This window comes from Paenibacillus sp. MT86 (genome assembly GCF_058792535.1).
Genome location: NZ_CM179499.1, coordinates 1,647,508 through 1,669,329, shown reverse-complemented (window position 1 = coordinate 1,669,329; position 21,822 = coordinate 1,647,508). Strand labels below are relative to the sequence as shown.

Below are 21,822 nucleotides of genomic sequence, written 5' to 3'. Positions count from 1 at the left end.
GCTTAGGGACATCTACCGCCAGCTCTCACAATTACACAACGCTTACAGTTTTGTATGTATGAGAGAAATTGTAGTTATTTTATCATATAATCCACTATTTTGGTATAATATTCCTAACCTGATTCTAGTTGACTAGTTGATTCATCATCTCTATTCACGACCGCAGTTGCACCCTAAACATGACAAAACCTCGACGATAGTCACATGAATTTGTGTCCATTCGTTCGAGGTTTAATTGTTACATGTAGTGAAAGTGTTATAAACCGGTAGTGGATTCTTCCCGGTCTCCGGCTTGAATCTCAGCCTTCTCCGCGCTTTGCTTATATACAGCAGCCAACACCTTTTCATAAGCGCTTTCAAATTCATCCGGCAGGATCGGCTTGATTTTGTCCATTACATTCAGCAGTTTAAATAGTGCCTGCACCTCCTCTTCCGTTAAACCAAGGGGGTACATTGCAAAATGTCCAATGAAGGTATAGCCGCGGCCGCGGCCTTGGTGAGTGATGGGGATATGCATGGCACTGAGGGCATCCATATCCCGATAAATGGTTCTTTCACTGGTTCCACAGCGTTCGGCAAGCTCCCGAGCAAGTATTCCTGGTCTTGCTTGTACAAGGGTAATGATTCTCATTAGTCGGATCAGTCGGTCTGTCATATGGCATTCTCCCTATCTTTCTAGTAAATTAGACATATTTTTGTTGACTGCTAAATAGTACATTCGACCCTGATATCATTTTTCCTTTTTTATATAGGGATTCTTGTTTCCTGGTTATGACTTAAGTCTAAAGTCCCTTTTCCAGTTCGCATTTTCAGAATAAAACTGCTGATATGTATTCTTATATAGAACACTAAGTTTATAAAGGACTTCGGCCTCCTTTAAATATTCCGGATCTCGAAATCGGGTTGCGTATAAAAGCATCTCATCTGCCTGTCTACGAATCAGATCTTCACCTTGAGTCAAATTCCCCTGTTCCAGCTCTTCTCTTGCCTGCTCCAGGATGAAAGCATTCTGGTATAATTTCAGTACTTTCTCTACCCGGTAATCTGCTTTTCGGTATCTCAATGTCGTATGATTGCTGAATTGAAGCGGTATCGTTCGGGACGGCTGCAAAACCACCTTCTGCTTTAGAACATCCATATAGGTCCATAAAGCAGTAACGATCGGATACACCCCCGATTGACGAGCACCGACACTCAGCTCCAGAACCAATTGCTTGGTTCTCCCTTCGGACAAAGAGCCTAAAGACAACGAGATGTTGCGATCATTCAGAATCTCTCCTTGGCAGCCATACATCTGTTCCACTTGAACGCCTTCTCCTAATTGAAGGTGCAGCTGGACTTCTTCGGCTATGCGCCGACGAAGGCCATTGGACTGCGTTTTCTGCTTCTGGACACCAGCCCTCCACTCGATCCGCAGAAAGACTTGACTAGTGCCGCCAGCGAACACATGGCTGTGGCTCCATGTATAATCCGAATACAAGCCTGACTGCAATACATCCACCTCTTTCCTCTTCTTCTAATAATGTACCAATAGAGAGGGACATCTTACTGTCACGGAACATACGTTCCCATCCCAATTTCGACAAAAAAAGACCACAGCCCTTGAGCTGCGGTCTTTCGTGGATATGCTTTTATGGCAGTTCGCGTACAAGGAAATCTGCGGCTAACCTCAGAATGCCCTTCCTTTACAATAAAATGGTGTTGACGACGGCAAGCAGCACAACATATATCCCTAAAGCGATCCCAATGAATTTGACCAGCTGGGTTGAGCCGATCCGGTACAACTCGATTGCGGCGGCGCTGTTTGCTGCCAATCCGGTCATTAGAGCAAAGACAAGAAGGAAGAAAGCCGGCTTTACCAACAAGAAGCTGAGCAGTCCACTAACGATAAGCACCGCTCCGAACGGCAGCTGGAACGAGCCCATTTTGGCGATGTAATCCTTCATGTCGAGCTTTTGTTTGGTCATCATGTTCCCGGCAAGCCAGAACGAACCCAGCAGGATGACGGTTGAGAACAATCCCAGCAAAAGAAAACGGCTCCCCATGCCGAAATCGCTTAACAAGGCGGACATCATGCCCAGTCCGGAATAGAACATCCGCTTGACTCCAAGGCCGAACAACCAAAAGCCGAGGATGCTGGAGGCCATCCCGATCAGGCCATAGATCATGCCTGTTTGTTCCCCTCGCATATTCAGGGCGCTCATCGGATTTTTCAATAGATTCAGCAGCACCTGACCATCGACTTGAACGGCCGAGGAAGTTTTGGCATGCGAGCCTCCGGCCGATGCGGAATCTTGACGCCCATGTTCCGGCTCCGCCGCTGCCGCGGTGTATTTCGCCGAGATGTCGTTAGCGCATTGATGTGCGACGCCATCCGTTAATTCTTTACCGCAATGAATGCAAAAGCCCATTTTCTTCAAAACTCCTTTTCTCCTGTTATGGATTATGTATACTGATTCAAGTTACAACCTAGTATAAAGGATAAATGTATTATTTTGTAACTGTTTCTGCCATAAAACGTCATATTCAGACGATATTTTCTGTTTGTCTAGGATACTCCCCTCCCGCAGCAGAATGAAAACGACTTCGATAGATTAACGCCAACCAACGCAAAAAAGCCCGGAGCGTTCTCCGGGTTTTAAAGGCTGCTTATTTGAATATACGGGATCTACTAACCTATTACCGCTGCCGAAGCGGACTTCGTATCTCCCATAAATCTTTCGGTGCGTTGAATGGGCGCGTACGTGACTTTATCGATTAATAAGCCGTTGCCTACGGGCTTTCCATTCACCGTTATCATAATTTTCTTCACGTTGTTATCTTTCATCATAATCGCAATCTCCTTTTATCTGCTAGTTCATTTTATGTTCATTTCGTATGGGATGGCCTCTATGCGCTTGCTTGAATACATTACCCGCCGCATCGGCAAGTTAAACAACTTAGCTGCGAATGGATTCACTTCCCATGCGAATGTGGGTAATGTATATTAATAGAAACCTGTCGAAATCTGATTCGTATTTACTATAAATAATCGAATGGTGGTGACCCCGCATGTTTAAGCCGTCAAAATCCAGGCTCATCCAACTTTCTTTTATTCTGCTGGTGGCAGGAATCGCGCTGCCGGCCGGAGGACGGACCGCCGACGCCAATTATTTCAATAATATGTACGATAATATCCAGCAGTTCACGGGACTCCCCGATGAAATAAACCAGCTTAAGAGCAACTATAACCAAGCCCTGCAAGAGCTTGATAAAGCCAAGATCGCTTCCGAACGGCTGCAGCAGCAAAATCTGACCCTGGCGGAGCAGAACTCCAATCTTGCAGAGCAGAACCAGCAATTAACCCAAATGGTAAGCCAGTTACAGGAGGCTGAAGCCGCACGAAAGCGCGGGGCGGAACGTTTAAAAACGGTAGCGATCACCGCCGTGGCGTTGGCTGCCGGATACTTTGTCATCATTCGCGTCCTGCGATTCGGCATGCGCCGAACGAACCGTTCGAGATAGGACAAGCTTTTATCCAGTTCCATACCATTCAACCAGGCAAAAGGAGGCGCGGCGATGATTATCCGAATGGAAGATGCAGCCGGCAGCGGAGCAGGTCAAGCGGTTACGTTCTCCTTGACGGAAGGGGACACGGCGCATGTCCTTCATCCCGAGCAGATCGTTGCCTATCGGGGACCCTCCTCCGGGCGCAGCGATCGACTCATGAACGTGAAGGGCATCTACCGCAAAAAAAAGCTGATCCGTGCCGACATTACGGGACCCAGCCAGTTTACGGCTGCGCTTCCCCCGGGCTTCAACATGCATGAAATTCAGCTGGAAGGCGAACAGGACATGCTCTATGATTTTCGTCATGTTTTCTTTTACACCCAGTTTGTTACGATGCAGACAAGAATACTGAAAATCAAAAACATGCTGGTCACGCGAGATGCCATTAAGATGAAGTTTTCCGGGAATGGCAGCATCGGCATTCTGACCCAAGGCCCGGTATGCAAAGTCAAGCTGCATCCTACCGAGCCGCTGTATGTGGACGCCGGAAGCATCATTGCCTACCCCGAAGCCGCTAAGCTGGATCTGACCGTATACGGCAATCATCTGGCCAGCCAGCACATGAACTATCACTGGAAGCTCACCGGCGACGGTTATGTGCTGTTTCAAGCGGGACGCCAGAATCAGCGGCTCGTGAACGAATTAAACGACGAAGGCATCATCAAGCGATTCCTCCGGGAAGCAATTCCCTTCGGCGGAGTGTTTATCAAATAATCCAGCCGTGTTATAATGGAGGGCGTAATCGGACTGCATGCCGGTCACGGCTCTCCATGCGGTCACAAGGACAACAGAAGACAATCCATGCGCCTGCATCGGTGCGTGGGAGAGGTTCGTGAACTCCCTCTATAAAAAACTATCGTGTCTTATTCGGTGTTACACCCTAAGAATAAGGCTTGTTTTTTTACGGATTCAGTTCAATGAACTTCTCTTTCTTCTACGGGATCGGCCCTCTGGGGCTGCTCTTAAATTATGAAGGATGAGAGGTTTTTTTATGCTTAAAAATGAAAAAGCAGTCGTTGTTTTCAGCGGGGGGCAAGACAGCACCACCTGCCTGTTCTGGGCGAAGGAACGCTTCGCCGAGGTGGAAACCGTAACATTCGATTATGGCCAACGCCATAAGCTTGAAATAGAATGCGCGGCACAGATTGCCAAGGAGCAAGGCGTGAAGCAGACAGTGCTTGATATGAGCCTGCTTAATCAGCTGGCACCGAATGCATTAACGCGCAGCGATATCGAGATCGCCGAAGGCGACGGCTTGCCTACGACGTTTGTGGATGGCCGAAACCTGCTGTTCCTCAGCTTTGCCGCCGTGCTGGCCAAGGGCGTCGGAGCGAAGCATCTGATCACGGGCGTATGCGAGACGGATTTCAGCGGTTATCCCGACTGTCGGGACAGCTTCATCAAATCGCTCAACGTTACGCTGAACCTGGCCATGGATTACCCGTTCGTCATTCATACCCCGCTCATGTGGCTCGACAAATCCGAAACCTGGGAGCTTGCCGACCAGATGAATGCGCTCGAATATGTTCGCGACCATACGTTAACCTGTTATAACGGCATCAAGGGAGACGGCTGCGGGGAATGTCCTGCTTGCAAGCTGAGAAAAGCGGGGCTCGACAAGTATATGCAGCGCCGCAGCAGCATCTCCGAGAGGGGGCGCCTGGTATGAGCCGCGAGCCCGGGGCTTTCCGCATTGTAGAGCATCTGCAGAAGCTTGGCGAAGACATCGATGCTGGAAGCCTGCGTTACCATCGGAAGCGGGTGCTTGTTTCCAAAGAGTTTACCTTCGATGCTGCGCACCACCTGCATTGCTATGAGGGAAAATGCAAAAACCTGCATGGCCACACGTATAAAGTGGTTTTTGGTATCAGCGGAACTCCAAACGAGGTCGGCATTACCGTGGATTTTGGAGACATCAAGGATTGCTGGAAAACGAGTATCGAACCTTACCTGGATCACCGTTACCTGAACGAGACCTTGCCGCCGATGAATACGACAGCAGAGAACATGGTGGTCTGGTTGTTTGAGAAAATGGAGGAGGCCCTCCGCAGCAGAGAATCCTACGAGGAACAAGGCATGCGAACGGAATTCGTTCGCCTGTTCGAGACGCCGACCAGCTATGCCGAGGTCAGACGGGAGTGGATGATCCATGAATAATGTGCATGAAACGCCTGTTACGGATTCAAACGGGGGCTCCTCCCCTGCCATGACGGTGGACCGTCCGATTCCCGTGATGGAAATTTTCGGTCCTACCGTTCAAGGCGAAGGCATGGTCGTTGGCCGCAAGACGATGTTCGTTCGGACGGCGGGCTGCGACTATCGCTGTTCCTGGTGCGACTCCGCATTCACATGGGACGGTTCCGCTAAGGACTCCATCTCGCTGTTGAGCGCTGATGAGATCTGGCAAGAGCTGTACCGTCTGGGCGGAGAACGCTTCGATCACGTCACCCTGTCCGGCGGCAATCCCGCTCTTCTTTCCCAGCTTGGAGCGCTTGTGGATGAGCTGCATCGGCACGGAATTACCGTTGCCGTGGAGACCCAGGGCTCACGCTGGCAGGACTGGCTGAATCATATCGATGAAGTCACCATCTCCCCTAAGCCGCCAAGCTCGGGCATGGATACGGACTGGGGCAAGCTCGACGATATCGTCTCGCGTTTATCCGCCCGTCCGCCCGGCAGAACCTTCAGCTTGAAGGTTGTGGTCTTTGACGATAAGGACTTGACCTACGCGGAAACGGTACATGAACGATACCCGAACGTGCCATTTTACTTGCAGACCGGCAATCCCGATGTAGGCACAGGCGATACGACTTCGCTTGTCTCCCATCTGCTGGACCGGTACGAGTCGCTTGTTGATGCGGTCATGCAATCCGACCGGTTAAACGATGTGCGCGTCTTGCCGCAATTGCATACGCTCGTCTGGGGGAATAAACGCGGCGTATAGCACGGCATCAAGAATTTACCGATGATTGGATTGAGTTTGAATTCATATAAATGAAGGAGTTATCATATATGGCTGGAAGACAAAAAGAAGAAATGGAAGACGTTACCCTGCTCGGCAACCAAGGCACGAAATACACCTTCGAGTATGATCCCGGCATTCTGGAGAGCTTTGACAACAAGCATCCCTACCGCGACTATTTCGTCAAGTTCAACTGTCCCGAATTTACAAGCTTATGCCCGATCACAGGCCAGCCGGACTTTGCGACCATCTACATCAGTTACATTCCGGATATCAAGATGGTGGAGAGCAAGTCCTTGAAGCTGTACCTGTTCAGCTTCCGCAATCACGGGGACTTTCATGAGGACTGCGTCAATATCATCATGAATGACCTGATCAAGCTGATGGATCCGAGATATATCGAGGTATGGGGCAAATTCACCCCGCGCGGCGGCATTTCCATCGATCCGTACTGCAATTACGGTCGCCCGGGCACCAAATACGAGGAGATCGCCGCGAATCGTCTGATGAACCATGACCTGTACCCCGAAAAGGTGGATAATCGGTAAGAAACCACCTTTATGGGTTGCGTCATGATATTTTCCGTGATGGATTAAGAAAAGGGATGCCCGCGCATGGCGGGCATCCCTTTTTGTCGTGTCGATCCGTATATCAGCCTTGATTACAGCGGATATTCCATATTCCGAAGCCGGTAATGAACACGCCGCTTCTTGTACAGCATTTTCCCGGCTTCGGCCACATCGCTTATGGTGCCTTTGTTGCTGATCGAACCGAATACGATCCCGGCGATCGGAATCAGCTGAAACAGCTTTTTCATCCCGAAGTTATCGGTATACGACTGAACGACTTCACGCCAGCCCTGCAGCTGCGAGAAGACCTGCTCCGTCGCCTGGACGTCGTCAAAACTGGCAAGCTCCTCCAGCACCGCTTTCTTTCCGACGATGTCGGCGGATGCAAACTGCAGGCATTTCACGATAAACACCCGCTCCCGGGGATCGTTCGGATCATACCCGTAACAAAGGGCCATCTCCTGAAGCACCTTGAGCGATTGACCGAGCACCATGGGCAGATCGGCCGCTATCGTAAATACGCCTCCGATTCCCGTTGCCGCCCCTTGGGCCGCCGCGAATTTGACCCGCTTTACCGTCAGCGTATCCGCTGCCGCATCCATGGCCTGGAGCGGCAATTTCGCGGCTGTTGCCAGCGTAAGTCCGGAAGCCACCGCCTGCTCCTCTCCGTTCCCAGCGCCACCCGACTCCGCCTCGCCGGATTTCGCGGAAGGGTCGTTCACCGCGGCTGAACCTTCCAATCCAGCGGTCTGAGCCAGTACGTTCATGACCGACTTCTCCCGAACCAGATGCTTCCCGCCGCTTTGAATAAATCCGCCTACCTCGTTCAAGGCGCTTCCGATTTTCTCTTGAACAGCCTTGGGCGTGAGGCGATCCAGCAGCATAAAGGGAATTCTTCCGAGCTTCTCCCAGAACATGACGTCCTTCTGCTCCTTCTCCCATTTCAAAATCTCTTGAAGCTGCGACTCCAGCTGTTGTCGTGATTCCATCTCTGCCATCCTCACTACTCCTCTATCCGAATTAAAACGATCTATGAAGGTTATACGCACAAAATTGAAGAAAGGCGCAATAAATTTCAAATTGAATCTTGCAACAGCATTCGCAAGGCGAACAAAAAAAGAGATCGGCCTTATCAGGTCGATCTCCCTTTGCTTATGTTAGCCGTCATGAAACGGCAGCAACGGATATGAACTTTATTTGCCCAAAAATGCGTTCAGCATCCACGAATGCTTCTGCACAGCGCTCGCCATGCCGGTCAACAGATCGGCTGTCGCATCGTCGCCCTCTTGGTTTGCTGCCTCGATACCGGACTTGAGCTCTCCGGCCACTTTCTCGAAATCCGCAACCAGCTGTCCGACCATCTGCTCGGCCGTGTTTTCATTCGAGACCTCCTGCAGCGTCGTCAGCTTCAAATATTGAGCCATGCTGGCGGCCGGTTTGCCGCCGATGGCCAGCATTCGCTCTGCCAGCTCATCCACATAACTAGCGGCCGTGTTGTACAGCTCCTCGAATTTCTCGTGCAGCACGTAGAACTGAGGACCTTTCACATACCAATGATAATGGTGCAGCTTCACGCCAAGCACACTCCAGTTGGCTACCTGCGTATTCAGAATTTGTTGAAGTTCATCGGTCGTATTTCCTTGTGCTTGTTGGGTTAGGTTACTCATCTATATCGTCTCCTTTGATATTGTATTTAGACTTATTCTAAATCCTTGAATTAATCATAACAGATTCTTGTCTCTTTTGCAAAGGAAATCGAAACTTCTCGGATGAAGATAGGATGAAGAAATTACCTCCGATTTATACCTATCCTAAATTATTTTTAAGACCGTCTGCTGTGATGGGGATCATATAGCTTCAGCTGCGAAATCCCTAGGATAACCCCAGAATCGATTTCATTTCCTTCCGTTTTTGCTTCGGATTCATCACGTACAACGTGTCCCCTGCCTCAATGACGGTGTTTCCTCTCGGCGTGATGATGCGCTTCTCCCGAATGATGGCCGTAAAGAGAATATCGTCCGGCAGATTCAGCTGCTGAATCTCCTTGCCGACGATGGGCATATCCCCATCCACCAGCACGTGGTTGATCTCGGAATCCGTTTTTCCTAGTGCCATCAGCTCCAATAAGGACGGAGCCTTTGCTTTATCCTTCTCCACCAGCGCAAGCCTTTGCGTGAGCGGGGAGATGGTGGTGCCCTGGATCACCGCTGAAGTCAAAACAACAAAGAACACGACATTAAAAAACAATTCCCCCTGCCTGATTCCCGCCAGTACGGGATATGTAGCCAATACGATCGGTACGGCCCCGCGGAGGCCGGCCCATGAAATCAATATTTTCTCGCGGACGGCAAATTTGGCGAACAGCAGACTGCTGAACACGCCGATCGGCCTGGCGATGAAGATGAGAATCAAGGACAACAGGAGTCCTTGCCATACGACCTTCGACAGCTCGTTCGGGAAGACAAGAAGCCCGAGCAGCACAAACATCACGATCTGCATCATCCACGCAAAACCTTGGTTGAATGCTTGAATCGTCTTACGGTACGTCAGCTCGGTATTGCCGAGCAGCAAGGCCATAACGTATACGGCAAGCAAACCGCTGGCTCCAAGCCATGCGGCGGCTGCATACGTAAGCACGGCAAATCCTAAAGCGGTCACGGGGTATAGCCCCGAAGAATCGAAGTTGATGCGATTGATCACATACACGGCCAGCATGCCGACAAGAATGCCGACAACCAGTCCCAATCCCATTTCCATGACAAAGGAAAAAATAAGCCCGAACAAATTTAAGCCCGGATGTTCTATCCATTCGATTAAGGACACGGTTAGAAACACCGCCATCGGGTCATTGCTTCCGGATTCGGCCTCGAGCGTCATTCGAAGCCTTTTCTTCAGATTCGTTCCGCCAAGAACCGAGAATACGGCTGCCGCATCCGTCGAGCCGACGATAGCGCCGATTAACAGCCCTTCTTTCAAAGAAATATCAAGCACGAAAGAGGCGCATAGTCCGATTACAACGGTTGTCAGCAGGACGCCTATCGTGGCAAGCGAAATGGCCGGACCCAGAACCGGCTTGATTTCTTTGAAATCGGTCTGCATCCCGCCCTGAAATAAAATGACGATCAGTGCGAATATGCCGACCAGCTGCGTGAGCTCCGCATTATCGTAATAAATGAACCGGCTGAGAATCATCCCGATCGCGATAAACAGCACCAGAGCGGGCATGCCGAAACGGGAAGAGAACTTGGTGGTCAATACGCCTGTCAGAAGCAAGGCGCCGCACAGCAAAATCATGGAATCAACAAAACTTGGCAAGCTCATCCCTCCGGCGTCAGATTCGTTCATTTATTATTACCCGAAAAACACCGCCTTTTCGCATACGCCTAAACCGTAAAACGCTTCGCTGCAGGGCTGGCTAACTCCGCCAACCGGACAATTCCGAATAACCTTAGAAAACGTTTACTGGAAATTCCCCGCCCAATGACTTTATACTGGTAATAACAAGCGACATACATAGGGGAGGCGTCAATCGAGTGAAGATTTCTATGATGAAAAGCGATCAATTGCAACAAGCCGTCGAGCTGTCCGACCGTATTTTTCTTAAGCAGCCGGAGCAGCCTTCAATGGGGGTATCCTTCCCTCCGATATTCTCGCCGGGTATCAGCCATTCCTACGGTGCCTGGGATCAGGACAAACTGGTGTCTTTCATGGGATTCGTGCCGTTCACCATCCAGACTCGCGGTGCCCGATTAAATATTTTCTCCATCGGCTCCGTCTGCACGGACCCGGATTACCGGGGACAGCGACTTGCAGGCAATCTCCTGGAACAGTGCATGCGGCATGGCGAGGCGTCCGGTGCATCCCTCATCCTTATTTCCGGCGGCAGATCCCTGTATACCCGGGCAGGCAGCCGTTTATTCGGCCGGGCGCTCCGGTTCCGTCTATCTCCGGCCGTCGTGGAGCCGCTGCGTGCTGCAACGGAAAAAAAAGTGAACATCCGGGCCATGCAGCCGCACGATTTGTTCCAGATCCAAAGACTGATGGAACAGCGGGAGGCTGGATATGTTACGACGGCTTCGGAGCTTAACAAGCTGCTGGATGCAAGCGCATACTCCAACGTGATCCGCCTTAAGCAGCAGGTGCTTGTCGCCGAAGAAGACGGGGCGCTGACCGCTTTTGCCATCATCGCCGTACCCGGAGACACGATGACGCCTTCCAGGGAGTCTACCCTCGTCGAGTGGGGAGGAAGCCCTGAAGCAGCCGCACTGATTATAGCCGATGCCGTCGCGTCCTTCAGCCTTTCGGAGCTTACGGTTCCGCTGCCTTGGCAGGATAAGGAGCTTGCCGCTTTAATCCAATCTGCCGGTACCCTGCCTGAGTATATTCGCAACGAGGGAACCATTTATTTGGTAAGCGGCCCGCAGCTGCTTCGTCAGTTGGCTCCTCTGCTTCCGGAGGGGTTGATCCAGGCGGAAGGCGAACATGGTCCGTACCGTCTTACCTTGAGCCATGAAACGTTGGAGCTGGATGACGAAGGTTTGCTTTCCATCCTGTTCGATCCGGAATCCCCGTATCGGGCTAACGGGAGCGTAACCTTCGATCCTGTCCCTCTCCCTTACACAACCGGACTTCAATATATATAATGGAAGAACGAAAGGTGCATCTGATCCTTTTCCCTACGCAGGGGAGGTCATATGCGCCTTTTTTACTTTCGCTTGAGATTGAGTACCTGGAACCTGTTCATCCCAAACAGAACCAGCGTCGATACTGCATCCCGAGGAGTAGCCGTCCGCCTATTTTTCCCAGGATAAGTGCCCTTCCTCTCCGCTTCCACATAGGATGTGATAACCGATCTGATAGAAAGAGGTGCAAGGCCTTGAGTCATCAACCGAAAAGAGGGCTTCAATCCCAAACAAGCCTCGGTATCCCGGGTCTCATCCCTGGATACCCTTACTATCCTTATCCATACTATCCACCGTTTTATCCGCCGGTCTATCCGTTTCCTCCGTATTACCCGGGGTATCCCGGATTTCCCGGACATGGGCATGGGCACGGTCCTTGGCATCCGGGACATGGCCCAGGACCGTGGCATCCGGGCGGACCTGGACATGGCCCCGGTGGACCTGGCGGTCCTGGACATGGGCACGGCCCCGGCGGTCCCGGGTACGGGCCGAGGGGTGCGAGAATGCAGCGCAACAAGCGTTAAACACGACTTCAAGCAAGCCCCATGAAGCCGGATTGTCGCCGCAAACAAACCGCCCGGAAGAATCCGGGCGGTTTGTTCATCGTTCATGATGCATATGAGAATAACCCTTATCGTCTTTTCGTGGTTTCTTCACGATCCGGGCTTACAATGTTAGGACTCACGGCGCCGCCATTGCCATCGCCATAGCCTTGATACAGGTTAGGGTCCGGCACGGCATCCTCGGTGGCAGCAGCCGCTTCAGAACGCGAATCTACCGGTGCTCCCGTACCGCTGTAGGTACCTTCTTCGCGGTAATGATGTTCATTGAGCGCGCTGTTGCTGCGGAATATATCATATACCTGGCCACCGTTCGACTCATCGGCATCCACCATGACCAGAATATGTCCTTCATCGACGTAGCCCCCATATTCCTCCGCTTGATCTTCCGGAATGCCAAGGCCGATCAGGCCTCCTACCAACCCGCCTGCACCGGCACCCACGGCGGCGCCCGTCAGCGTTGCCGCGATCGGTCCAGCGGCAATGATCGGACCAATGCCCGGAATGGCCAATGCGCCAAGACCTGCGAGCAATCCGGTGACGCCGCCCAGCACGCCGCCGGTAGCCGCTCCGGAGGCCAATCCCTCGGGCGCTTTGGTCCCGGTCTCGTCCTGAATATGGGAAGATTCGCCGCGATCCTTGGCAATGACAGAGATTTCATCGGCTCTGAATCCTTGCTGCTTTAGTTCCTCAATGGCTCGGGTTGCTTCCTGCTCCGTCCGAAAAGCTCCTACAATTTTCTGAGTCATATGAATTCCTCCTATTTGGTCATTTTCGGTTATCGCTGTACATCCCTAAATTAAACGCCAGCCGCCATAATCAAACAAGGAAACCGAATAACCGCTTGTAAAGAACCCCGTCGCAGAGCCGAAACTTCCACATATCGCCATGGAATGGGACTGGTAATATTTAACTCCATAAGCATTCATGTTAATATAGCAAGTAAGCACTTGTACCTTAAAAATTGAATAGGTTGGTGATTCCATGAACTGGTTCAAGCCTTTCGAGGACGATCTTGCCGCCGCTTTCTCGGCCTGCGAAGCAAGGCTGTCCGAATTCCCTGCTCCCCTGAACCAAATCGGTCTTTCATACCTCAGAAAGTTTGACGTCTTTGAGCAGGACAGTTCCAAAAATTACATCTGCTATCTGCTTCCCTTCTGGATGAAAGAACGGACCGCACTCCCTGCCGATATTTACCGTGATCTCTCCACGGCCAACATTATCGGCATGTTATACTACTTCATTCAAGACGACATCATGGACTCGCCTCATGACGGCCAGTCCTCTATCGATCCGAAACACCATCTCGCGCTTGCCAACCTGCTGTATTACGAATTTCTCACATCCTATCAACCCTACTTCCCGGCAAATTCAGAATTCTGGTCTTATCTCAAACACTATACGCACGAATGGTCGGAAGGCGTCATCCATGAAACCCGGGAGGATTACTTCAAGCACGACAGGGCCATGGTTGCCAAAAAGGCGGCTCCCGTGAAGCTGGGAAGCACCGCCGCACTGCTTCTATCGGATCAAGCAGACCTTATTCCACGAACGAACGATGTGATGAATCATGTGCTGCTTACCTTGCAGATGATGGACGATTGGACCGATTGGAAGCAGGATCTTGCAGATGGCAGCTACAACTGCCTGCTCTCCCTTATTAAATCGGAACGGGGGCAACCGCAGGACGCTGTTCTAACGATATCCGAAGTACAGGAAGCCATCTTTATCAACAACATGCTGAAGCCTTATGCAGAGATTGCCGCTGCCACCCATGCCCATCTCTTATCGGTTGATATCGAGGCTCCGCACCTGATTTCCTTCCATCAAACCATGGTGGATGAACTTCAGAACGAAGCGAATCATATCGAAAACAGTAAAAAAACCTTGTCTTTTGGCGGGTTAAATTACCACTTGTCTATTCTAAACAAAAAATAATAGATTTTATATTTGTTCCATGGTATTCTTTAAGAGTAAAAAATAACCAATTTATTTGAAAGGGTGATTCTTATGACGACAGAAGCCATCTTTCAAACACAATTGATTCAAAAAGCCTGGGAGGATCCTAGCTTTAAGGCAAGACTGCTGAGCGATCCAAAGTCCGCGATCAAGGAAGTTCTTGGTGTACGGATTCCCGACCACATCGAGATTCGAACGCTTGAAGAGAATCCGGGCGAGCTGTATCTGGTCATCCCTCCGAATCCGACTAGCGTGATCAAATCGGAAGCCAAGGAAAGAGCCATCTGGTAAAGACTACATAACAGCCTGGACATTTCATAAATAGATGAATAGGTAAAAAGAGTGGGGACGGTAACCGCCATCGCTGCCGCAGCCTAGCGAATCATTCGCAAGCTGCGGGAAGCGTAATGACGGCATCGGTCCCCACTCCTTGTTTACTCGTAAAATAAATGTCCCCATCCATGGCCTCGATAATTCGGAAGGTCACCATCAGGCCAAGGCCCGTACCCTTCGTTTTGTTAGAGAAATAGGGCTCTCCCAGACGTGCCAGCACATCCGGCCCCATCCCCTCTCCATTATCCACCACATGAATAAACACCTGGCCTTGCTGGCGATAGCAGCGGATATGAACCAGCCCTTCGTCGCCCAGCGCCTCAATGCTGTTCTTCACGATGTTAATGAAGGCCTGCTTGAATTTCGAGGAATTGCCCCGAATCGTAATATCCTCCGGAATATCGACGGTAATTCTGCCTCCTTGCAGATGAGCCAGCGGGCCGAGTATGCCTTCGATATGCTTGAACTCCTCGGATATCCGCAGCACCGTGTCTTTGCCGAATTCCGGCTTGGCAAAGGTTAAGAAATCCGTAATGATGCCCGAGGCACGGTCCAGCTCGACCAAGGCCAGATCCAGATACTCCCGTTCGGTGGACTGGGCTTTTCCGGTGAGGAGCTGCAGGAATCCCCGCGTCACTTGCAGCGGGTTGCGAACCTCATGCGCGACCGATGCCGCAAGCTCACTGATGATCTCCATCTTCTCTGAACGCTGCAGCTCATTGTTGAACATCTCAAGCTCTTTGGAGTATTGAAGCATCTGTTCGTGATTTTTGGCAAAATGCCGTCCGAGAATAACGATGAGCGCAATGATGAAGCTGACGATGCCCCATTTCCAGAGGAACAGATTGTAGCTGCCCCGGGTCAGGAAAAACTGCAGCAGCTCGCCCAAACCCACAATGGCAAACACCGCAAAGCCGGCGTTGAAAATAATGGCGTCCTTATTTCCCTTAACGGCATAGTACATCGAGCTTCCGACCAGCAGTACGAATTGAACAATCATGACAAAACCCAGGACCTGAACGGAGAAAAAATAATACAGGTCGAACCATTGATTAATGGCCCATTGATTGAAGATCAGGAACAGGCCGCAGAACAGCGAATAGAACACCTGGAACTTCCGAAGTTTGCGCAGCACGCCCCTCCAGCCGGGGCCGAAGATTTTTTCAAAAAAGAGACTGAACGAAGGAAGTAAAATAAATAATGAGATGTCATATAACTGAGTATATAAATTTCCATATTCATCAAAAATCGTATAAAGAAACGGGGAGTATGTAAATGAGCATTTTGCATAATTCCGAATTTGGATAAATCATAGGAAGAACAGACATTGTCTCGTCTCTAAATCACGCGTTTTCTGAAAAAGGACAGACCTCCAGAATTTTTGAAGTTTGAACTTTTTAAGCGGCGGCTTGCTTTCTTCTCGAAGCAGTTGAGAGCGCAGATACGAGTAGGACGATGGCGTTCAAATACTGCTGCGTAGTGACTTTTTGAACGCCCCAGACATGCAGGCTATCCGCGGACAAATACGTTTTCATTCGAGAATTGCACCGTTCCACGCTGGTTCGTTCATTGTAAAGCTCTTTCCAGCGCTTGGTATCGCGATGCGGATTACTATATCGCCTTAGATCGTCCTTCGTATCGACTTTGACGACCATGCCATAGTTGGACGCTGAGCAAGTGGCCATGCCTAACGGGCAATCTACTTTGCCTGTGGCATGCGGACAACGAAACTTCAAGTAATCGCCGTCGGCGCCCCAGTAAGTCATCGCGAACCCCATCGTACAGCAGGGTGTTCCGTTTGTCGTCATGCCAGCGGGCGGTTCTTTTTCTCCCCGAGGATTGAGAGGAATAATGGCTTGAGCGTTCACCTTTCGAGCCGCTTCGTACACTTTCATTTGGTCATAGCCCGCATCAAGCATGAAGAATCTCGTGCGTTTATCGACAGCAACCTTCTCAATCAGGCTCGGCGCCATTTCTCCATCATTCACATGCGCTGGCGTGACTTCGAGCGCAAGTGGAAGTTCGCTTTTCGTATCCACCGCCAAGTGGAGCTTATAGCCGAACCAAGTCACTTTATTACCGAAGGAGTCGAACTTCGCTCCCCAGTTCGCATTGCCCGTTTGCTCGCTTTTTCGCTTAGGCTGCTTCTTTTCGTAAGCGTGAATCGAGGCACTGTCGATCGCAACATGATTTCCGTCGATGATGCCGTCTTGCTTGCAGCGATTGACCAAGTCTTCGAACAACTGTTTGGCCAGCTCTTTCTTCGTCAGCTCGGCAAAGACTCTGCTTAATGTAGCGATGGATGGAGCCTCGCGGTCGAGTGGAAGTCCGCATTGATAGCGAAACCTAAGATCGGTACTCAGTCGATGATGTAAACCAGTAAATGTCTGGATACGTTCTAGAGGAGCAGCAAGAAGGGCGCGCAAAATGCCTTCTCTGCAATGCCCGTCGGCTCCTCGGGGTGAACGACTTCTCAGTTCTTTCGCGTAAGGACGGAGGTCCAGCACACTGAAAAAGATCGGCAAACGATCTTTTGACTCGATTTTTAGCAGTTCCTCAAAGGAAAACAGACTTTCTTGGAGAATATACAAGAGACTTTACCCCTTCTTGAGTTTTCTGGATTGGTCTCTTGAAAACTTCTGCAAGTTGGGGTAAAGTCCCTTTTTTATGCCTGAAAATCCTTGCGTAGCAAGGGCTTAGATTACTGCAAAATACTCAAATACCAGTATGCCAACGGATAAAATAATAAACGATAAGGACAGGACGGTAATCAAATATTTTCTGTTCAGAAACACGGCGCAGATCAGCATCACCAATGCAATAAAAACAAAGGCGCTCCCGAGGATGATATCCACCAGATTCGACTTCACGAATTGGTTCAACAGATCATGATAATTGCCGACCAGTATTTTCCCTTCCATCGTCACATGATCTCGCGCGGTTTCCAGCCAGATGTACAGATCCTTCCCGAGTAAGTCCTGATGAAGGGGAAGCAAAATGTAGTTCAGCTCATAATTGTACGTACGAGTTGATTCGTAAATCTTCTCATGGTCCGCATATACCGCAACCTGCTGTCCGTGCAGCTTGTCAATCAAAATGCCGGGGGATGCCGATGATATTTCGGGAATCTTCATTTGAATCCATGCGGATGCCTTGGCATGCGGCTTGGAAGGCGTCGAAGCTCCGGTCGAAGTTACCAGCCAGTCATCCCTGTGGGCCGGTACGCTGTCCGGTACCCCTCGGGTTTCGGACCAAAGGATTTTCCACTCCTTAATCGCTGCCCGAGCTGCCGTTTCTTCGGTGGCAAAGACAAGCCCAGGTAACCCCTGGCTAAAAGCTATAACGATGATCAGGAACACAGCGATTCTCCATCCAGACCTCATGGACGCACCTCAAACATTATAATGGGTGATTCTCTTACTGTGTTATTCGCTGCGACAAAACCTTCCACCTTCTAATTTTCGGAAAAATGATAAAATTTTCTATTAATGATATAACAAAGAGAGATGCAGCGCGGCATCTCTCTCGATTGGAAATCTAATCTTCCACTGAATCAGGAACGGACGGAAAGCGAATGATCGCCTCGGTGCCGCTTCCTTTTTCACTGATAAAATGAATGGTTCCTCGCATCGCTTCGATGATCCGGAAGGTGACCATCAGGCCAAGCCCCGTCCCTTTCGACTTATTCGAGAAATACGCCTCGCCCAGCCTCTCCAGATCCCCAGCCTCTATTCCAATGCCGTCATCTTGGATGTGAATCACGACTTCACCTGATTCGGCATAGGCCCAGATGCGAATAACGCCTTCTCCATCCAGTGCCTCGATGCTGTTCTTGACGATATTAATCATCGCTTGCTTCAGTTTGGATGAATTACCGGTGATGTATAATTCCTTGGCGTCATCCAGTTCGATCGTGCCCCCGCTCAGATTCGCAAGCGGCAGCAGAATGCCTTTCACATGCTTCAGCTCCTCATACACGTTCAGCCTGGTCTCATGCTCCAATTCAGGCTTGGCAAACGTGAGGAAATCCGTGATGATCCCGGAAGCCCGGTCCAGTTCTTTCAGCGCCAAGCCAAAATACTCCTTTTCCGTCTGCTTGGAGTTCTCGGCCAGAAGCTGCATGAAGCCGCGCGTCACTTGCAGCGGATTTCGAACCTCGTGCGCAACCGAAGCGGCGAGCTCGCTGATGATCTCCATTTTCTCCGATCGCTGAAGTTCGTGATTAAACATCTCCAGCTCCCGGGAATATTGCAGCACTTGCTCATGGCTTCGGGCGAATTTACGCCCCAGCAATATGATCAGGGAGACGATCAGGCCGATAACGCCCCATTTCCACAGAAAGAGCTCATAATGCCCGTCATGGTAATAGAAGGCCAGCATATCTCCGAGCGTCGCTATCGCCATCGTGCCGAAGCCTGCGGTAAAAATATAAGCGTCCTTGTTGCGCTTGGCAGCGTACAGAATCGTGGTACCGATCAGCAGTACCATCTGCAGGATAATCAGGATGCCGAGAATCTTCACGGAGAAGAAATAGTACATATCATAAAACGAATGATGGCTCAGAACATGTACCGCAAGGAAAACCAGGCAGATCCCGGAGTAGGCCATCTGAATTCTTCGGCCGTAACGAATGATCCGGTAGGGACCGGGTCCGTAGATTTTCTCGAAATAGAAATACAGCGCCGGCAAAACGGTGAAAAGCGAAATATCAAATACCGAGACCCATACGCTGCCGAGTTCGCCATAAAAGGTGTACAGGAACGGCGAGTACGTAATTAGCAAGGCTCCGCTTGCCAGAATGATCACGCTCAGGGACAGCCAGCTGGATACCGTATGCTTCGGAAGGAACAAGCAGCAGAAGAACATGACCACCGCAATAAACAAAAAGGAGCTGCCTAATATAAAATCCTCCAAATCCTTATTGATAAAACCTCTACGCAGATCATCATACTCGCCGAGCATGATCTCGCTATCGATGCCTAATGTCATATCGCTAGAACCGTTTGTCCAAATATAAACGGTTTTGCCGGCATCATCCGGATGAAAAGGAAGCAGCAGCGAATGATTCGTATACATATAGTCCCGCTTGGCTTCATACACCGGTTCGTCGTTCAAGAAAGCCAGAACATCCTGCCCCTTGATCCGGTCAATCATAATGGCCGATTGTTTCCAAGGAAGGTCGGGCAGGGTAAAACGATTCCATGCTGAAGATACCCCATCTGACTTTGGGGGTTCTTTGTTCTCTGGTGTCCCTGTCAGCCAACCGCTTGAATTCCGAATGCCGGCCGGCGAAACAACCTCCTGTTGTTCGTTATCCCACATAAACTGCCAATCAGGTATCACGGTATGAGCACGCTCAGCATCCGATTGTCCCGGTGATAAAATCGATATAATCAGCAGCAGCGGCACGACCAGCAGAAGCAGGAATATGGATTTGGGCATATCCTTCATCTAGTCAGCACCTCTAACCGTTATTGTCAATATAAATCCGTCTTCTTCTCCATCCTTTGCATCGATTCGACAAACTTCGTGTTCATTTACAATCAATATAACATGAAATGCCAGGTATCGTTTGTAAAATTTTATTTACGTTCATACCGACAACCGGCCGAAAAGCAAGAATGGCGGTGCAAGGATCATATCCTTGAGCACCGCCATTTCTTCATTTGGCATGTTTTTCATCTGACAAACCTTACCTCTATTGAGCACACCTGCTTACAGAATGACTAATGCTTCTAATGCGTAGAGTTTGAAGCAAGGCCGGCTTTATCGACCATCCGCTGGCTTTCGTCGTTCAACCCTATGAGCGTGAGGTCTTTCCCCGCTTCCTTGTACTTATGCCATACCTTCGAAATGGCATTCGTGGCTGACTGATCCCATACATGGGATTTGGAGAAATCAATCACGACATGTTCCGGATCATCGTTAACGTCAAACAGATTTACAAAATACAGCATCGTTCCGAAAAACAGCTGTCCCCGGATTTCGTATACCTTGGTGCCGTTCGGCTGCATATGGGGCACGGCGTGAATTTTGGCCATCTTCCACCCGAAATTCAAGGCGCTTAAGATAATCCCGATCATGACCCCGATGGCCAGATTATGAGTCGCTACCACAATGATGACCGTTGCCAGCATGACGATGGCATCTCCTAACGGCACGCGGTGAAGCGTGCGAAGCGATCCCCATTCAAACGTGCCGATCGAAACCATGAACATGACCCCGACAAGCGCCGCCATCGGAATCTGTTTCACGACATCCCCGAGCACAATGATGAGGAACAGCAGAAACACGCCGGAAACCAAGGTGGATAACCGGGTGCGCCCTCCCGATTTCACATTAATCACCGTCTGTCCGATCATGGCGCAGCCCGCCATGCCGCCAAAGAATCCGGTGATCACGTTGGAAACGCCCTGACCGCGGATTTCCCGGTTCTTGTCGCTGCCCGTCTCGGTCATCTCATCCACGAGCGACGCGGTAAGCAGCGATTCCGTCATCCCGACGACAGCAAGAGCCAGGGAAATAGGCAATATCGTCATGATCATGTCCAGGCTCACGGTTACATTCGGAATGTGGAAGAACGGCAGTGCCTGGGTAATGTTGCCCATGTCCCCGACCGTTTGCACCGGGGCTTTGAACCAAACCGCAACGATCGTCATCACGATGATCGCAACGAGTGCCGATGGAACCGCTCTGGTTATCAGCGGCAATAAATAAATGATCAGCAGCGTGCCGATCACCATCAAGTACATCGGCCACGATTCGCCCTTGAAATTCGGAAGCTGGGCCAGAAAAATGATGATGGCCAGGGAATTCACGAAGCCGGTGATAACCGGCTGGGGAACAAACGTGATAAAACGTCCGAACTTGAGCGCTCCCATCAACCATTGCAAGATTCCCGTCAGAATCGTTGCCGCATACAAATACTCGATCCCGTGCATAGCCACAAGCGGTCCCATCAATGACGCCATGGCCCCTGTCGCCGCTGAGATCATGCCGGGACGGCCGCCGAAAAACGAAATGCTGACGGCAATCACGAAGGACGCATAGAGTCCCACCATCGGATCAACGCCTGCCATGATGGAGAAGGCGATCGCTTCCGGGATGAGAGCGAACGCTACCGTCAGACCCGATAAAATATCTTTGCGCGAGTTGCCAAAGAAGCCTTGTCTAATCCATTGAAACAAAGTCCTGATCACTTCCTGTTC

The 21,822-nt window shown here is 50.5% G+C and carries 22 protein-coding genes and 1 pseudogene; 9 read left to right on the top strand and 14 right to left on the bottom strand.

The window, feature by feature from the left end; translation table 11 throughout:
• Window positions 1–256: 256 nt before the first annotated feature.
• The 4 genes from AC3RCL_RS07115 to AC3RCL_RS07100 form a co-directional block, all read right to left on the bottom strand.
• Complete coding sequence (locus AC3RCL_RS07115) at window positions 257–655, bottom strand: helix-turn-helix transcriptional regulator (protein ID WP_015733931.1); 399 nt, start codon at window positions 653–655, stop codon at window positions 257–259.
• 114 nt (window positions 656–769) lie between these two features.
• A complete protein-coding gene (locus tag AC3RCL_RS07110; protein WP_492535037.1) occupies window positions 770–1,501 on the bottom strand; it encodes a hypothetical protein in 732 nt (243 codons plus the stop codon).
• 184 nt (window positions 1,502–1,685) lie between these two features.
• Window positions 1,686–2,411, bottom strand: coding sequence for a hypothetical protein (locus tag AC3RCL_RS07105; RefSeq protein ID WP_492536282.1), 726 nt, complete (start codon window positions 2,409–2,411; stop codon window positions 1,686–1,688).
• 260 nt (window positions 2,412–2,671) lie between these two features.
• On the bottom strand, window positions 2,672–2,830 hold the full coding sequence (locus tag AC3RCL_RS07100) for a hypothetical protein (protein WP_009591751.1): 159 nt from the start codon (window positions 2,828–2,830) through the stop codon (window positions 2,672–2,674).
• Between the two features lie 221 nt (window positions 2,831–3,051).
• Between AC3RCL_RS07100 and AC3RCL_RS07095 the strand changes: the two genes are divergently transcribed.
• The 6 genes from AC3RCL_RS07095 (at window position 3,052) to queF (ending at window position 7,059) form a co-directional block, all read left to right on the top strand.
• Window positions 3,052–3,504: a cell division protein ZapB gene (locus AC3RCL_RS07095; RefSeq protein ID WP_213580515.1), complete on the top strand. Its 453-nt coding sequence runs from the start codon at window positions 3,052–3,054 to the stop codon at window positions 3,502–3,504.
• 54 nt (window positions 3,505–3,558) lie between these two features.
• Entirely contained in the window at window positions 3,559–4,263 is a 705-nt protein-coding gene (locus AC3RCL_RS07090; protein WP_492535036.1) for an AIM24 family protein, read from the top strand.
• Window positions 4,264–4,540: 277 nt separating this feature from the next.
• Window positions 4,541–5,218 carry a 7-cyano-7-deazaguanine synthase QueC gene (gene queC / locus AC3RCL_RS07085; RefSeq protein ID WP_096775319.1) on the top strand — a complete coding sequence of 226 codons (678 nt, stop codon included), beginning with the start codon at window positions 4,541–4,543 and terminating at the stop codon, window positions 5,216–5,218.
• On the top strand, window positions 5,215–5,706 hold the full coding sequence (gene queD / locus AC3RCL_RS07080; protein WP_036662528.1) for a 6-carboxytetrahydropterin synthase QueD: 492 nt from the start codon (window positions 5,215–5,217) through the stop codon (window positions 5,704–5,706). Before queC ends, queD begins: the two co-directional genes overlap by 4 nt.
• Window positions 5,699–6,493, top strand: coding sequence for a 7-carboxy-7-deazaguanine synthase QueE (queE, locus tag AC3RCL_RS07075; protein WP_375120652.1), 795 nt, complete (start codon window positions 5,699–5,701; stop codon window positions 6,491–6,493). The genes queD and queE overlap by 8 nt, the downstream gene beginning before the upstream one ends.
• Window positions 6,494–6,561: 68 nt before the next feature.
• Window positions 6,562–7,059 (top strand): preQ(1) synthase, encoded by a 498-nt coding sequence (queF, locus tag AC3RCL_RS07070; protein WP_009591586.1) that lies wholly within the window; start codon window positions 6,562–6,564, stop codon window positions 7,057–7,059.
• Between the two features lie 113 nt (window positions 7,060–7,172).
• Here the strand turns inward: queF and AC3RCL_RS07065 are convergent, their stop codons facing one another.
• The 3 genes from AC3RCL_RS07065 to AC3RCL_RS07055 form a co-directional block, all read right to left on the bottom strand.
• The gene (locus AC3RCL_RS07065) at window positions 7,173–8,078 is read right to left on the bottom strand and encodes an EcsC family protein (RefSeq protein ID WP_192569386.1); all 906 of its coding nucleotides are present in this window, start codon (window positions 8,076–8,078) and stop codon (window positions 7,173–7,175) included.
• A 195-nt stretch (window positions 8,079–8,273) separates the two neighbouring features.
• Window positions 8,274–8,747, bottom strand: a complete 474-nt coding sequence (locus AC3RCL_RS07060) for a Dps family protein (RefSeq protein WP_492535035.1) — start codon at window positions 8,745–8,747, stop codon at window positions 8,274–8,276.
• Window positions 8,748–8,952: 205 nt separating this feature from the next.
• Window positions 8,953–10,401, bottom strand: a complete 1,449-nt coding sequence (locus tag AC3RCL_RS07055) for a potassium/proton antiporter (RefSeq protein WP_176502489.1) — start codon at window positions 10,399–10,401, stop codon at window positions 8,953–8,955.
• Between the two features lie 212 nt (window positions 10,402–10,613).
• On the opposite strand from AC3RCL_RS07055, the gene AC3RCL_RS07050 reads away from it, so the two are divergent.
• Complete coding sequence (locus tag AC3RCL_RS07050; RefSeq protein WP_192569387.1) at window positions 10,614–11,723, top strand: GNAT family N-acetyltransferase; 1,110 nt, start codon at window positions 10,614–10,616, stop codon at window positions 11,721–11,723.
• Between the two features lie 291 nt (window positions 11,724–12,014).
• Here the strand turns inward: AC3RCL_RS07050 and AC3RCL_RS07045 are convergent, their stop codons facing one another.
• Both AC3RCL_RS07045 and AC3RCL_RS07040 read right to left on the bottom strand, forming a co-directional pair.
• A complete protein-coding gene (locus AC3RCL_RS07045; RefSeq protein ID WP_492535034.1) occupies window positions 12,015–12,290 on the bottom strand; it encodes a hypothetical protein in 276 nt (91 codons plus the stop codon).
• A gap of 103 nt (window positions 12,291–12,393) precedes the next feature.
• Window positions 12,394–13,071: a general stress protein gene (locus AC3RCL_RS07040; protein WP_009591703.1), complete on the bottom strand. Its 678-nt coding sequence runs from the start codon at window positions 13,069–13,071 to the stop codon at window positions 12,394–12,396.
• Window positions 13,072–13,306: 235 nt separating this feature from the next.
• Between AC3RCL_RS07040 and AC3RCL_RS07035 the strand changes: the two genes are divergently transcribed.
• Both AC3RCL_RS07035 and AC3RCL_RS07030 read left to right on the top strand, forming a co-directional pair.
• Window positions 13,307–14,260 carry a hypothetical protein gene (locus tag AC3RCL_RS07035; RefSeq protein ID WP_277748246.1) on the top strand — a complete coding sequence of 318 codons (954 nt, stop codon included), beginning with the start codon at window positions 13,307–13,309 and terminating at the stop codon, window positions 14,258–14,260.
• Between the two features lie 72 nt (window positions 14,261–14,332).
• Window positions 14,333–14,572, top strand: coding sequence for an NHLP leader peptide family RiPP precursor (locus tag AC3RCL_RS07030; RefSeq protein ID WP_015733918.1), 240 nt, complete (start codon window positions 14,333–14,335; stop codon window positions 14,570–14,572).
• 91 nt (window positions 14,573–14,663) lie between these two features.
• Here the strand turns inward: AC3RCL_RS07030 and AC3RCL_RS07025 are convergent.
• The 5 genes and pseudogenes from AC3RCL_RS07025 to AC3RCL_RS07005 form a co-directional block, all read right to left on the bottom strand.
• Window positions 14,664–15,887 (bottom strand): annotated as a pseudogene (locus AC3RCL_RS07025) (ATP-binding protein); the annotation flags it as partial.
• 124 nt (window positions 15,888–16,011) lie between these two features.
• Complete coding sequence (locus AC3RCL_RS07020) at window positions 16,012–17,205, bottom strand: transposase (RefSeq protein ID WP_028407136.1); 1,194 nt, start codon at window positions 17,203–17,205, stop codon at window positions 16,012–16,014.
• A 105-nt stretch (window positions 17,206–17,310) separates the two neighbouring features.
• Window positions 17,311–17,997, bottom strand: a complete 687-nt coding sequence (locus AC3RCL_RS07015; RefSeq protein ID WP_492535032.1) for a hypothetical protein — start codon at window positions 17,995–17,997, stop codon at window positions 17,311–17,313.
• A 154-nt stretch (window positions 17,998–18,151) separates the two neighbouring features.
• Complete coding sequence (locus AC3RCL_RS07010) at window positions 18,152–20,065, bottom strand: ATP-binding protein (protein WP_492535031.1); 1,914 nt, start codon at window positions 20,063–20,065, stop codon at window positions 18,152–18,154.
• 284 nt (window positions 20,066–20,349) lie between these two features.
• A complete protein-coding gene (locus AC3RCL_RS07005) occupies window positions 20,350–21,801 on the bottom strand; it encodes a SulP family inorganic anion transporter (protein ID WP_492535030.1) in 1,452 nt (483 codons plus the stop codon).
• Window positions 21,802–21,822 lie beyond the last annotated feature (21 nt).